At 61.7% G+C, this 14104-nt stretch carries 9 protein-coding genes; 4 read left to right on the top strand and 5 right to left on the bottom strand.

Annotation, left to right across the window (positions count from 1 at the left end):
• Window positions 1–132 precede the first annotated feature (132 nt).
• Window positions 133–807 carry a response regulator gene (locus MUW49_RS06180; RefSeq protein ID WP_244812528.1) on the top strand — a complete coding sequence of 225 codons (675 nt, stop codon included), beginning with the start codon at window positions 133–135 and terminating at the stop codon, window positions 805–807.
• On the top strand, window positions 807–2189 hold the full coding sequence (locus MUW49_RS06175) for an ATP-binding protein (RefSeq protein ID WP_244812527.1): 1383 nt from the start codon (window positions 807–809) through the stop codon (window positions 2187–2189). The genes MUW49_RS06180 and MUW49_RS06175 overlap by 1 nt, the downstream gene beginning before the upstream one ends.
• A gap of 608 nt (window positions 2190–2797) precedes the next feature.
• On the opposite strand, the gene glk is transcribed toward MUW49_RS06175, so the two are convergent.
• A complete protein-coding gene (gene glk / locus MUW49_RS06170) occupies window positions 2798–3766 on the bottom strand; it encodes a glucokinase (protein WP_039041241.1) in 969 nt (322 codons plus the stop codon).
• A gap of 348 nt (window positions 3767–4114) precedes the next feature.
• Between glk and MUW49_RS06165 the strand changes: the two genes are divergently transcribed.
• Window positions 4115–4969 carry a MurR/RpiR family transcriptional regulator gene (locus MUW49_RS06165; protein ID WP_029314760.1) on the top strand — a complete coding sequence of 285 codons (855 nt, stop codon included), beginning with the start codon at window positions 4115–4117 and terminating at the stop codon, window positions 4967–4969.
• A 160-nt stretch (window positions 4970–5129) separates the two neighbouring features.
• Window positions 5130–6569, top strand: a complete 1440-nt coding sequence (gene pyk / locus MUW49_RS06160; protein WP_041214849.1) for a pyruvate kinase — start codon at window positions 5130–5132, stop codon at window positions 6567–6569.
• A gap of 66 nt (window positions 6570–6635) precedes the next feature.
• On the opposite strand, the gene MUW49_RS06155 is transcribed toward pyk, so the two are convergent.
• From MUW49_RS06155 to MUW49_RS06140, 4 genes are all read right to left on the bottom strand, one after another.
• Window positions 6636–7679: an efflux RND transporter periplasmic adaptor subunit gene (locus MUW49_RS06155; RefSeq protein WP_244812526.1), complete on the bottom strand. Its 1044-nt coding sequence runs from the start codon at window positions 7677–7679 to the stop codon at window positions 6636–6638.
• Window positions 7680–7694: 15 nt separating this feature from the next.
• Window positions 7695–10757, bottom strand: coding sequence for an efflux RND transporter permease subunit (locus tag MUW49_RS06150; protein ID WP_244812525.1), 3063 nt, complete (start codon window positions 10755–10757; stop codon window positions 7695–7697).
• A gap of 161 nt (window positions 10758–10918) precedes the next feature.
• Window positions 10919–13243, bottom strand: a complete 2325-nt coding sequence (locus MUW49_RS06145; protein ID WP_053288307.1) for an acyl-CoA dehydrogenase — start codon at window positions 13241–13243, stop codon at window positions 10919–10921.
• A gap of 47 nt (window positions 13244–13290) precedes the next feature.
• Entirely contained in the window at window positions 13291–13944 is a 654-nt protein-coding gene (locus MUW49_RS06140; RefSeq protein WP_005324182.1) for a TetR/AcrR family transcriptional regulator, read from the bottom strand.
• Between the last annotated feature and the right edge of the window lie 160 nt (window positions 13945–14104).

Genomic DNA, 14104 nt, shown 5'->3' with positions numbered 1-14104 from the left:
CAAAAATAAGGGCCGGAAACAAAGACAGGCTCGATTCAGTCCCGATACAGGGGGGTTATGTAGGATCCTCGTTGACTCTCCCCTTTAGACACCCTCTAATTGACAGCCTGGACCCTTATCATCATGCATCTTATGAAAATCCTTTTGGTCGAAGACGACAAGCTGCTCAATCACCACCTCACCACGCTGCTGACCGAGGCCCAGAATCAGGTTCACAGCACGGACAACGCCCAGGTGGCGCTGCACTATGCGACCGACTACCCCATCGATGTCGCCATCATCGATCTGGGCCTGCCTGACATGGATGGCCTTCAGCTCATCACCCGCCTGCGCGAGCAGCAGATCCCCTTTCCCATCATTGTGCTGACGGCCAGAGGCAACTGGCAGGACAAGGTGGAAGGACTGGAGGCCGGGGCGGACGACTATCTGGTCAAGCCCTTCCAGAAGGACGAGCTGCTGGCCCGCCTCAATGCGCTGGTACGACGCAGCGCCGGTTTCATCTCCCCCAGGGTGAAGGCGGGTGACTACGAGCTGGATCTCTCCCGCAAGGAGCTGACCATCGCCGGCGAAGTCACCGTACTTACCAGCTTCGAGTATCTGATCCTGGAGTACCTGATGCGCAACGCCCGCCAGGTGGTTTCCAAGCAGCAACTGCTGGACCAGCTCTACGGGGATGGCGAAGGGGATCCCAACACCATAGAGGTGATGGTGAGCCGACTGCGCAAGAAACTGGATCCGGAGGGGCTTATCCAGCCCATTTCCACCATCCGGCGCCAGGGTTACATCTTCAACCTCTCCTGCAGTTGATGCCCCTTGCCATGCTGCACCCCATGACACTGATCCGTCGCTCACTGCACCTCAAGCTGATGCTGAGCGCCATGCTGGTCATCGCGCTCATCATGGCCTTCTCCGTCTATATCCTCTACCTCGGCCACGCCGAGGAGCAGGCCCAGAAAGCCAGTGTCCGCATGCAGGAGAACCTCTCCAAGCTGTTCTCGTCCAAGCAGCCGGAGCCCCATGCCATGACGGATCTTGGCAAGCTCACCCCGGATGCCATCGACCCCAATCTCGACACCCTCATCTGCCGCTCCGATGGAGAGCTGAGCTGGTCCAGCCTGCACATGCCCGAGGTGATCACCATCAAGGAGACCATCTGCCGGGATTTGATGAAGTACCTTGGGGGCCTGGATCAGGACTATTTCTTCAAGCTGCACACCATCAAGAATGGCGAGAGCTACTTCATCTACAGCCTGCGCTTCCTGCGCAACCACGGCGACGGCCCCACGACCTACTACGTGGTGATGGTCGATTCCGCCAAGCGCTACCAGGCCCAGACCCGGGACTATCTCTACCGGTGCATTCGCCAGGCGCTGCTCGCCTACTGTCTGCTGGGCGCTCTGTTGCTGCTCACCAGTTTCTGGAGCCTCTCCTCCCTGCGCACCATGGCGCGCCAGATTGACGAGATCCGCGCTGGTACGCGAGAGGCGCTGTCAAACGACTACGAGCGTGAGCTGACCCCCCTGACCGGCTCGGTCAACCAGTTGCTGGAGAACGAACGCCAGCAGACCCAGCGCTACCAGCACGCCCTCAACGATCTCGCCCACAGCCTGAAAACCCGGCTGGCGCTCATCCAGATCACCGCCCAGGAGCTCAAGCTCGGCCACGACATCCATGACAACATCAATGAACAGATCACCACCATGGATCAGATCATCCAGTACCAGCTGCGCCGCGCCGTCACCGGGCGAAAGCGCCTCGCAAGCAAGGGCACCGAACCGGTTCCCCTCATCGAGAAGCTGCTGGCCAGTCTCGCCAAGGTCTATCGCCACAAGAAGCTGCAGACCAGCTTCCAGTTTGACGACGATGTCTTCTTCCACGGCGAGCAGGGCGATCTGATGGAGCTGATGGGCAACCTGCTGGACAACGCCTGCAAGTTCGCCATCAGCGAGATCCGGGTTCATGTCCGCCACCGGGAGAGCGGTCTGCTCATCGTGGTGGAAGACGACGGTCCCGGCATCGATCCCGGCAAATCGCAGCAGATCTTCCAGCGCGGCGTGCGAGCTGACAGCTCCCCCGGCCAGGGGATTGGCCTCGCCGTGGTGACCGAAATCGTTCACAGCTACGGCGGCAAGATCCGGGTGGATGAGTCTCCCCTCGGCGGCGCCCGCTTCCAGATGACCCTTCCCTAACCCCTGATGAGGGAAGGGCTCATGACGCCCTTCCCTCCCCTCTGCTCACTCCTGATTGCCCATCACCCAGCTGTCATTTCTCCCTGTTCGAGTAGTGGCTGTCGTCATGAGTGGTGACACGGAAAAGCCATGCAACCTGGCGATAATGCAGAGCAACCCCCTCCCAACCTCCCCCTTCTTAAGGGGGAGGAGCATTCCTGTCCGCTTTTTAAGGTTGTCCGTTTTACCTGTTGGTCAGAGCCATTTGGGATGATGGCTGACTGTTTTGCTCCCTCCCCTTACCAAGGGGAGGGCCGGGGTGGGGTTCTTGCAATCATCTTATGACGACAACGCCTAGCCAAATCCCCTCTCCTTCCACAACAGGCAGATGGCGACAGTCGGGCTCTCGGGGCGGTCACGAAAGTACAAAGCGGGATCGCGCAGATAAAAAAAACCGGCCGCGAGGGCCGGTAAAACAGTTCAGGCTTGTCAGGTGACAATGCGCACCCAGCGGATGAAGACCGGTTTCACATCCCTATGAAGCCCCGTCCTCTTGAGTACGTGGGCCTACTCTACGCTAGGGCCACTGAATCAGGGCTGAACCGCAATAAAATTGTTTCTCTAGCCTGTCAGAGACGGATCCCGAGCGACTGGCGCAGATAAGCCCCTGCCCCGAGCAGCCCCGGTCCTTCATGGGTGATAAGGAAGACCGGAATGTCTTTGAGATAAGGCTTGAAGCGCCCCTTGTCCTCGAAGGCGACCCGAAAGCCCGATCCGATGAAGAACTCCTGGAAACGCGGCACGATGCCACCGGCGATGTAGACACCGCCGAAGGTGCCCATGTTGAGGGCCAGGTTGCCGGCAAAGCGGCCCATGAGCACGCAGAACAGGCTCAAGGTGCGACGGCAATCGAGGCAATCCCCCGCCAGCGCGCGCTCGGTGATGTCCTTGGGGGCAAAAGGTTCGGGCTCGCGGCCATCGGATTTGACTAGGCCGCGATAGAGATTGACGAGCCCGGGGCCCGAGAGGAAACGCTCCGCCGACACATGGCCCAGCTCGCCGCGCATCACCTGCAGCACCGCATCTTCCTCTTCCGTGTTGGCGGCGAAGTCCACGTGACCGCCCTCACCCGGCAGGCTCAGCCACTGCTCACCGGCCTGCACCAGGTGGGCGACGCCAAGGCCGGTCCCTGCGCCATAAATGGCGATGGGCTTGCCGGCTACCGGGGCCGCGCCCCCGAGCTGGATGCGATCGCTCTCGCCGAGCACGGGCACCGCCATGGAGACGGCTGTGAAATCGTTGATCACCTGCAGGCGCGCAAGGCCGAGATTGGCCTGCATCTCGCGGATGGAGAACTCCCAGCTGTGGTTGGTCATGGCGACCCAGTCACCGTTGATGGGACAGGCGATGGCGATGCACGCCTCGCCCACGGTGGCATCGTGCTCTTCGAGATAGAGGCGTACCACGGCCTCCAGGCTGGGGTGGGCCAGCCCCGAATAGGTTTTTGCCTGGGAAATGGCGCCCGTCGCCAGTTCGCAGAGGGCCAGCCGGGCATTGGTACCGCCAACGTCGCCCACCAGCGCATGGGTATGCTGCATAACAAACTCCTTCGTTACCGACTCGGGGCGGCCCTTACCGTCCCGACATTATTATTTGGCTGCAATACTACTCGAGCCCGCAGCCGGGCTGCGCGATTTATGCAGACAAGTGTGCGCCCGCTCACAGTGTTGTTGCTTTGCAACATTTGTAAGCGTTTTCAAGACGCAAATGGAAGTTTGCAACTAAAAACACGAAATAATTAGACATGAGTCATACTTTGCAGGGCCGAGATTAGTTCCGATAAGCGCTTGTCTTGTATAGTCATCGCGGAGATTGGAAACCTGCTTGAGCTGTGAATTTAGTGCACAGACACTGAAGTTAAATTACAAAAATGCCTGGTGGTAATGATGAATACCCTCGATAAAATTACGAACAATCTGGAAAGTTTCAGTAAATCAGAGCGTAAGGTGGCTGAAGTGATCCTGGCCTCACCCCAGACCGCCATTCACTCCAGCATTGCTACCCTGGCCAAGCTGGCCGATGTGAGCGAACCGACCGTCAACCGTTTCTGCCGTCGCCTCGATACCAAGGGTTTTCCCGATTTCAAGCTGCACCTGGCCCAGAGTCTGGCCAACGGCACCCCTTATGTGAACCGCCACGTGGAAGCGGAAGACGGCCCGGACACCTATACCGCCAAGATCTTCGAATCCACCATGGCCTGCCTCGATGCCGCCAAGAACAGCCTGGACATCTCGGCCATCAACCGCTGCGTCGACATTCTGACCCAGTCCAAGAAGATCAGCTTCTTTGGTCTGGGCGCCTCCTCCGCCGTCGCCCGGGATGCCCAGAACAAGTTCTTCCGCTTCAACATCCCCGTGGTGAGCTTCGATGACATCGTCATGATGCGCATGAGCTGCATCAACAGCAGCGAAGGGGACGTGGTTGTCCTCATCTCCCACACAGGCCGCACCAAGGCATTGGTGGAAATTGCCGCGCTGGCCCGGGAAAACGATGCCACCGTCATCGGCATGACCGCCAAGGACTCTCCCCTGGCCCGCGAATGCAACCTGGTGCTCTCCATGGACGTGCCGGAAGACACCGACGTCTACATGCCCATGGCCTCGCGCATCGCCCAGCTCGCCCTGGTGGACGTGCTGGCCACCGGTTTCACCCTGCGCCGTGGCATGAAATTTCGCGAAAACCTGAAGAAAGTCAAAGAAGGTTTGCGCGAATCCCGCTTTGATACCCCGCACTCCTCCTGATCATTCGGGGGTCCGCCCCCGACTGTCTATGCCAACGGGCTTGGTGTAGTATCGAAATTCAATCAAACAAGGCCACCCAGATGGCCTGCCAGTTGGCGCCATGCCACATGCTTGACGGGGCAGTATTTCAAGTCATATCAACTTCACATTGGAGTCTTTCATGCCAAGACGTACAAAGATTGTTACCACACTCGGTCCGGCGACCGATCGCGACGGCATTCTCGAGGGGATCATTCGCGCCGGTGCCGACATGGTGCGGATGAACTTCTCCCACGGCACTCCTGAAGATCATATCCAGCGCGCCAACCAGGTGCGTGACATCGCCGCCAAGCTGGGCCGCCACGTGGCCATCATGGGCGATCTGCAAGGCCCCAAGATCCGCGTCTCCACCTTCAAGGATGGCAAGATCTACCTCGCCATCGGTGACAAGTTCATTCTCGATGCCGCCCTCGGCAAGGGAGAAGGCTGCCAGGAACAGGTTGGCATCGACTACAAGAGCCTGCCGCAGGACGTGGTATCCGGTGACATCCTGCTGCTGGACGATGGCCGCGTGCAACTGAAGGTCGAGCAGGTCGAAGGCACCCGCATCCACACCACGGTGACCGTGGCCGGCCCGCTCTCCAACAACAAGGGCATCAACAAGAAGGGTGGCGGCCTCTCCGCCCCCGCCCTGACCGAGAAGGACAAGGAAGACATCAAGACCGCCGCCCGCATGAACGTGGACTACCTGGCGGTCTCCTTCCCCCGCAGCGGCGATGATCTGCGCTACGCCCGCGAACTGGCCCGCGAAGCTGGCTCCAACGCCAAGATCGTGGCCAAGGTCGAGCGCGCCGAGACCGTCGCCAGCGACGAGGCGATGGAAGACATCATCCTCGGCTCCGATGCCGTCATGGTGGCCCGTGGCGATCTCGGCGTCGAAATCGGCGACCCCGAACTGGTGGGTGTGCAGAAGAAGCTCATTCGCCACTCCCGCCGCCTGAATCGCGTGGTCATCACCGCGACCCAGATGATGGAGTCCATGATCAACGCGCCGCTCCCGACCCGTGCCGAAGTCATGGACGTGGCCAACGCCGTGCTTGACGGTACCGATGCGGTGATGCTCTCCGCCGAGACCGCCGCCGGCCAGTTCCCCATCGAGACCGTGACCTCCATGGCCAGCGTCTGTGTGGGCGCCGAGAAGCACCCGAGCCTGAACGTCTCCAACCACCGCATGAGCTACACCTTCACCTCGGTGGAAGAGGCGGTGGCCATGTCCACCATGTATGCGGCCAACCACCTGGAAGGAGTCAAGGCGATCGTGGCGCTGACCGAGTCGGGCACCACCCCGCTGCTGATGTCCCGCATCAGCTCCGGCCTGCCCATCTTCGCCATGTCTCCTCACAACAAGACCCTGGCCTGGGCCAACCTCTACCGCGGCGTCACTCCCGTGCTGTTTGATGGCGACGAGACCAAGCCGGTCTACGAGGTGTGCCGCGACGCGCTGGACGTGCTCAAGGCCAAGGGACTGCTGCAAAGCGGCGACATGGTATTGCTCACCCACGGCGACAAGATGGAGACCGTCGGCAGCACCAACACCTGCAAGGTGATGATGGTCGAGTAATCGCCCCTTCTCCCTGAAACAAAAACGGCTCCCGCGGGAGCCGTTTTTTATGGGGCCAGCCCAGGTTCAACCGCGAAACAGCTCCACCTTGTCTCCATCCTGCAGGCTGCCGGCGCCGCGCACCACCACCTTGTCTCCCTGCTTGAGAGCGCCGCTCACCGCCACCTCCCGGCTGTCCCCAAAGAGCACGGTGACCGGCACCCGGTTCACCGTGAGCGCCTCGCCGCGCTGCTCCACCTGATAGACCACGCTTCCCTCGGTGCCGAGCACCAGGGCATCCCGTGGCAGCAGCATGGTGTGCTGCTCTCCCATTGGCAGCGCCACCCGCACTGGCGAGCCGATGATGAACGTGCCCGCTTCCGGCTTGAGGCGCAGCTCGATGAGCCGGGACTTGGGATCGGCGCTCGCCGCCCGCTGGTAATAGATGGCGTGGCTGCTGAGCTGCTCCCCTTCCACCCGCAACCGGGTCTGGGTGACCAGTTGCCGGGCCCAGGCGATAGGCGCACGCAACCGGATGTCCGGCTGGTCCGGATTGACCAGCTCAAGCGCCTGTTCGCCCGCATCCACATGCTCCCCCGGCTGGATGAAGTGTTCATTCACCACTCCGTCAAACGGGGCAAAGATGCGGCTTCTGCGCAGCTGCTCCTCAATCTGGCGCACCTGCACCCGCGCCAGCTGCTCGGCCAGCTCAGCCTGCTCCACGTCATAGCGCGCCTTGTCATACTGGCTCTGGGAGGCACTCTTTTGCTGGTGCAAACGATCCAGGCGCTGGAACTCGGCGCGAGCGTAACGCAGATTGCTCCCCTCTCTGGCTTGTTCCGCCCTCGCCTGCTCCAGCGAGAGGCGCAAGGTCGCGCTGTCCAGGCGCAGCAACTCGTCCCCCGCCTTCACCCGGCTGCCAAACTCGGCTATCCACTCCACCCGACCGCTCACTTCGGCGCTGAGCGCCGCCTGCTGGCGGCTCGCCACCGTGCCGCTGACCCAGATGCTGGCCCCCGCCTCTCCCTGGGCCACCTCCGCCAGCGTCACCATCTTGCTTTGTGCAAGCGCAGGCAGCCCGCCAGCCAGCAGCAGGGCCCCCACCACTATCCTTGTGAAACCTTGTGTCATCGATGAGCTCCTTGCTCAGGCACGCTGCCGAAGGGCGTGCGGTATGTCGGTCTGCCCCCCCAACCGCAGGAAGGCGGGCAACAGGATCAGGGTGAAGAGGGTGCTGCAGCTCATGCCGCCGACGATGACGGTGGCCAGCCCCCGGTAGATTTCGCTCCCCTCGCTCGGACTCAGCATCAGGGGCAGCATGCCGAAGATGCTGGTGAGGCTGGTCATGGCGATGGGACGCATCCGGCTTTGCAGAGCATCGGTGACTGCCGACTGTCGGCTCATCCCCTCCCGCTCGGCCATCCTGGTCTGGTGCACCAGCAGAATGGCGTTGTTGACCACCAACCCGAGCAGGATGACGAAGCCGATGATGGTGAGCAAGTCCATCGGCAGCGGCGCCACCAGACCGCTCAGGTGCAGCGCCAGCACACCGCCTACGGTGGCGAGCGGCAAGGTGAGCAGCACCAGCACGGCATCCTTGAGGGAGGCAAAGACCCCCCACAGCAGAATGAGCAATATCATCACGGCGAACAGGAAGATGCTGCCGAGGTTGCCGAGCGCCTGCTGCAGGCTGTCGGCATTGCCGGCGACCCGCAGCTCCCCCCCGGCTGGCAGCAACGGCCGGATGGCGGCAAAGCTCTTGTGCTGCAGGGTGTCGAGTACCTGCTCCATGCTCATCCCCGCAGGGGGCGAAATCTGCAGACTGATGCTGCGCCGCCCATCGGATCGGAAGATGCTCTCAGGCCCGAGTTGCGGCTCCACCCGCAGCAGTTCCCCAAGGGGAACGATGCGCCCGGACGGGGTAGCAAGCGGCACCGCCTTAAGCTCGTCCGGGTTGGCGGAGGCCTGCCCCATCAGCAGGATGTCGAGCCGCTCATCCCCGTCGAAATATTCGCCGACCCGCAGACCATCGCCAAAGGTCTGGATGATGGCGGGCATGGGGGAGCGATCCCAGCCCACCTCGGCCAGGCGCCTGTCCTGGGGCACCAGCCGAAGCTCGGGAGCGGTGAAATCGAGTCCGGGCTCTGGCCTGACCTGGGCGCCGGGCAAGTCCCGCTGCACTATGGTCATGCTCTCCCGGGCCGCCTGATAGAGTTCGGGCAGCCCGCCCCCCTGGATCAGCAGGGAGATGCTGTTTTCACTGTCAAAACCGCCAAACAGGGACCCCTGACCGCCAAACACCCGGGTGTCGGGAATGCCCACCAGCAATTGCTTCATCAAGAGCTGCTCCAGCACCTTGATCTGGTTATCCTCCTTTGGCCGCACCCCGATCTGGGCACCGCCCGGGTAGCGCAGGATGTAGTAGTTCTTGAGGACAGGCTCCTTCTCCCCTTTCATATAGGGGTCGAGGCGGGCAATCAGGGTATCGATCACCTCCTCCCGCTGGGCCTTGAGATTGACCCCGGGGGTGAAACTCATCCAGACGTCGATGGCGTCCCGCTTCACATCCGGCAGGTAGTTCATCTTGGGCAGCAGCAGCCAGCTCGCCAGCACAGGCCCCGTCATCATCAGGACGATGATGGCCCAGCGCCTGGGGGCGGTGGCAGTCCAGCGGATCACATGGCGAGTGGCGCGGCACCACAGGCGCTCAAAGGGATCAATCAGCCGCTCGTGCCCCATCCAGCGCGCCGCCACCGAAGGCAACACCGTGACCGCCACCACCATGGAGACGGTCACCGCGCAGGCGATGGTGAGCGCAAGATCGGCAAACAACTGCCCTTCCACATCGTTGAGCAGGAGCACCGGCAGGAAGATGGCGACCGTGGTCAGGGTGGACGCCACCAGAGCGGTCCACACCCGGCGGGTGCCCTCCAGCGCCGCCTCTCCCTTGCTGATATCACCCCGCTCATGGCGCCGGTAGATGCTCTCCAGCACCACGATGGCGGCGTCGAGCACCATGCCGACCGCAAACGCAATGCCCGCCAGGGAGATGATATTGAGGGTTCGCCCCATCACCTTGAGCAAGCAGAAGGTGAGCATGATGCTGATGGGGATGGCGATCGCGATCATCAGGGTCGCCTTGAGCTGGCGCAGAAAGACCCAGAGGATGGCGCAGGAGAGCAGCACTCCTAGCCCCAGGTTGGCGGTCACCATGCTCACCGCCCGGTTGATGTAGAGAGAAGCGTCAAACGACTGCTCCATGTGCAGGCCAACCGGCTCCAGCACCTCCCGGTTGAGCTCCCCGACCTTGGCCTTGATCCCCTCGAGCGCCGCCAGGGCATTGGCACCGCTCTCCTTGAAGATCTGCGCCGCGATGGCGGTGTTGCCGTTCTGGATGCGCAGCACCGGGTTCTCCTCCCGGGCCACTCTGATCTCGGCAACGTCCCGCAGATAGATGGGCAGGCCGTCACGCCAGTCCACCACCTTGTCCCCCAGGGCCGCCACGTCATAGCGACCGGCAAAGCGCAGCTTGTACTCCCAGCGGCCGATGTCGAGGGTGCCGGCCGACACATCCCAGCCCGTCGTTGCCCGGCTGGCGAGCACCGGGATCTCCACCCCCAGCTCGGCGGCGCGGTAAGGGTCGAAACGGATCTGGATCTGGCGCTCGTTGATCCCCTCGATGTCGACCGTGGACACCCCGGGGATCCGCTCCAGCTCGGGCTTGACCCTCGCCTCGATCAGCGCCTGGTGATCGTCTATCTCCCCCTTGGCGCCGGGCAGTTGCTGGATGAAGAAGAAGGTCAGGGTGTCGTTGCTGCTGTAGTTGTTGACGTAAGGGCCACCGATGTTGTCCGGCAGTCCCGAGACCCGGTTCAGGCGGGAGATGACATCAAGCTGGGCCCGCTGCATGTCGGTGCCGAGGGCAAACTCCATGTCGATTTCGGTGAAGCCGGGGTAGCTGTTGCTGCTGAGGCTCTTGAGCCCCTGTACCCCCTGCATCTCCTGCTCGATGGGATCGGTTATCTCCGACTCCATCTCCTGGGGCGAGGCCGAGCGCCAGTCCACCGTGATGTTGAGGTGAGGACGGTCTATGTCGGGGAACAGCTGGACGGGCAGTCCCCGGATGCTGAGCAGGCCCAGCAAAAAAATCAGCACGACCGAGACCGCCACCCAGATGGGGCGTTCGATCGCCGTTTTGGCGAGGTTCATTCACTCTTCCTGAGTTGTTGTTATCGGCCATTCCGATGGCCTTGCTTCCTGCCCCAAGGGTGGGGGCCATTGCATTAAACTGGAATTAATCGACCTTGTAAATGCCTGGTTAAACAACAAAAAACCGGCCACTAGGGCCGGTTGTCGGTTTATGCTCGAGGTCAGGCTGCATGCTCGACCGGGCTCGTTTGAGGCAAACCTTCCAGCTCGCCAGGAGCGAAGTTGTCCACCTGGATAGCCTCGTAGCGCAGGGCATCGGCGGCCAGCAGCTTGTCCGCCTCCTCCTTGCCGAGGATGGACTGGGACAGGGCCGCAGCCACCAGCTCAGGCAGCGCCAGCTTGCGGGGCAGTCTGCCCTCTTTCTGGGCCTGCACCAGCTTCTTCTCGATGGGCTGCACCGAGACCATGGCCTGGAAGGCACGCTCCATCAGCCCCACCGGATCCGCCTCGTCCTTGCCCACATAACAGAGCGCGGTCAGACGATCCCGGAACTCGCCCGGCGTCATCATGGCCAGACAGATGGCATGGCAGCGATCGTCCGCCGGCATCTTGTAACCGACGCCGAACGGGAACACCACCCGCTTGAGTACGGCACCCACCACCTTGTTCGGGAAGTTCTGGAAGAAGCCCTCGAACGCCTTGCCAATCAGGTAGAGGTTGCGCTCCACCGCGTACTGCACGAACGGCAGGTCAGAGACCATGCGGCCCTGATCCTCGTAATGCTTGAGGGTGGCGGAGGCCAGGTAGAGGTGGCTCAGCACGTCACCCAGACGGGCGGAGATCATCTCCTTGCGCTTGAGATCCCCGCCCAGCATCAGCATGGAGACGTCGGCGCACAGGGCCAGACCCTTGCTCATGCGAGAGAGCTGCTTGTAGTAGCGGGCGGTTTCGCCAGCTACCGGCGCGCTGTTGAACTGGCCCAGGGTCAGCCCCTGGAACAGGGCACCGAAGAAGTTGCCGGTACCGAAGGCGATGTGTTTCATCAACAGGGCGTCAAACTTCTCGAGACCGCGCTCCACATCGGTGTCGGCCGCCGCTTCCAGCTCGGCAAACACATACGGATGGCAGCGGGTGGCCCCTTGCCCGAAGATCATCAGGTTGCGGGTCAGTATGTTGGCCCCTTCCACCGTGATGGCTACCGGGATGCCCATGTAGGCGTAGCCGGTGTAGTTTTTCGGGCCCAGCTGGATGGCGCGACCGGCGTGGATGTCCATGGAGTCATCCATCACCTGGCGGGCCATCTCGGTCATGTGGTACTTGGAGATCGCGGTGACGATGGCCGGTGCCTGACCCAAATCCAGGGAACCTGCGGTCATGCGACGAGCCCCTTCCAGCTGATAGGTGAGGCCGCCAATGCGGGCCAGCGCTTCCTGCACCCCTTCAAACTTGCCGATGGACATGCCGAACTGTTTGCGCACGTAGGAGTAGGCGCCCACGGTGCGGCTCGCCATGTGACCACAGGCGGTGCCAAGGGCAGGCAGCGAGATGCCGCGACCGGCGGAGAGGCACTCCACCAGCATGCGCCAGCCGCGGCCGGCGTAATCCGGGCCGCCGATGATCCAGTCGAGCGGAATGAACACATCCTTGCCGAAGGTCGGGCCGTTCAGGAACGCCAGCCCCATGGGGTAGTGGCGATCGCCGACGCGCACGCCTGGGTGACTGGTCGGGATCAGCGCACAGGTGATGCCGATCTCTTCCTTGTCACCCAGCAGTTTTTCCGGGTCATAGAGCTTGAACGCCAGCCCCAGCACGGTGGCGCGCGGCGCCAGGGTGATGTAGCGCTTGTTCCAGTTCAGGCGAATGCCCAGCACCTCTTCACCCTTGTGCATCCCCTTGCAGACGATCCCCTTGTCCGGGATAGCGCCCGCATCGGAGCCCGCTTCCGGCCCGGTCAGGGCGAAGCAGGGTACCTCCTTGCCGTTGGCCAGCCCCGGCAGCCAGAAATCTTTCTGGGCCTGGGTGCCGTAATGCATCAGCAGCTCGCCCGGGCCGAGGGAGTTGGGCACCATGACGGTGACCGCGACGCTCAGGCTCTTGGTGGCGATACGGGTGACGATGGTGGAGTTGGCAATCGCCGAGAACTCGCGGCCGCCGTAGGATTTCGGGATGATCAGGGAGAAGAAGCCTTCTTTCTTCAGATAGTCCCACACCGGCTCCGGCAGGTCCTTGGTCTCGTTGACGATCTTGAAGTCGTCCACCATGGCGAGCAGGGTTTCGACCTGGTTGTCGATAAAGGCCTGCTCTTCTGCGCTCAGCTCGGCCTTGCCGTAGCCGTGCAGTTTCTTCCAGTCCGGGTTGCCGCGAAACAGCTCCCCGTCCCACCAGACGGAGCCGGCCTCCATGGCCTCCCGCTCGGTGGCCGACAGGGGCGGCAGTATCTTCTTGAAGATGCCGAACACGGGGCGGGTCACCACCTTTTTACGGATGGCGGGGACACCGAGCACCACGGCTATCGCCAGCACCAGCAGGACAAGCAATGTGATCATACCGAAGTTCCTTCTATTTCACTGTTTCCGTTGATTATTGTTAGGTGTTACACGGCCAGGGAGAGCCTGGTCGACTCCACGGGCGCCCCGACACCGGACGCCAGATAAGGAATGACGTTGCGCACCAGCCCTTCCACATCGAGCTGCTGGCCAAAATCGGCCTGGGCGATGTCACGCAGGGCATCCGCAGAGGCCATGGTGAAGACGACGGTGCCCAGGGTGAAGTGCAGGCGCCAGAACAGATCCGCTGGCGACAAATCCGGATTGGCCTTGGAGATGGCCTGGGTGATCCCGTGCAGGGTCGCCCCATAATGGGTGGTAATAAAGCGGCGCAGGTGACCCTGACTGTCGATATAGCCGCGCCCCAGCAACTGCATGAAAAGCGCCGGGCCATTCGCCCTGACGGCCGACAGTTTCATCAGGGGTTCGACAAAGCTCTCGAACACCTGCAACAGGGTCAGCTGATCCTGCGCCATCAACGTCTGCAACCGCCCGTCCAGTGCCGGCATGAAGAGGCTCAGATAACGGTCGAGTACCGCCTGGATAAGCTCCTTCTTGGAGCCGAAGTGATAATTGACCGAAGCCAGGTTCACATCGGCCTCGCTGGTGATCAGACGCAACGAGGTATCGGCGAACCCCCGCTCGGCAAACAGCACCTCGGCGGCATCGAGAATACGGTTCTTGGTATCGATTTTACTCACTGGACACCTCACTTAAACGAATGTTTAAAAAGTACGTTTCACGCCCACCCATGTCAAGAGAATGTGAACAAGTGTTGGCTAAATGTTTTTAATCAAAAAAGAGGGAAGATGGCGGGAACTTCGCGGCGAGACGGCACTCTATATCTATGCCACTGCAATT

This window comes from Aeromonas sp. LsrichE-8G, assembly GCF_022869435.1.
Taxonomy (GTDB): Bacteria; Pseudomonadota; Gammaproteobacteria; order Enterobacterales; family Aeromonadaceae; genus Aeromonas; species Aeromonas caviae.
The sequence above is the reverse complement of the archived record's forward strand: the minus strand, read 5'-3'. Positions and strand labels throughout refer to the sequence as shown.

Coding starts and splice junctions, on each gene's coding strand:
- pyk (WP_041214849.1), top strand. CDS start 5,130: ATGCCAAGACGTACAAAGATTGTTACCACACTCGGTCCGGCGACCGAT.
- MUW49_RS06180 (WP_244812528.1), top strand. CDS start 133: ATGAAAATCCTTTTGGTCGAAGACGACAAGCTGCTCAATCACCACCTC.
- MUW49_RS06155 (WP_244812526.1), bottom strand. CDS start 7,679: ATGACACAAGGTTTCACAAGGATAGTGGTGGGGGCCCTGCTGCTGGCT.
- MUW49_RS06145 (WP_053288307.1), bottom strand. CDS start 13,243: ATGATCACATTGCTTGTCCTGCTGGTGCTGGCGATAGCCGTGGTGCTC.
- MUW49_RS06175 (WP_244812527.1), top strand. CDS start 807: ATGCCCCTTGCCATGCTGCACCCCATGACACTGATCCGTCGCTCACTG.
- MUW49_RS06165 (WP_029314760.1), top strand. CDS start 4,115: ATGAATACCCTCGATAAAATTACGAACAATCTGGAAAGTTTCAGTAAA.
- glk (WP_039041241.1), bottom strand. CDS start 3,766: ATGCAGCATACCCATGCGCTGGTGGGCGACGTTGGCGGTACCAATGCC.
- MUW49_RS06150 (WP_244812525.1), bottom strand. CDS start 10,757: ATGAACCTCGCCAAAACGGCGATCGAACGCCCCATCTGGGTGGCGGTC.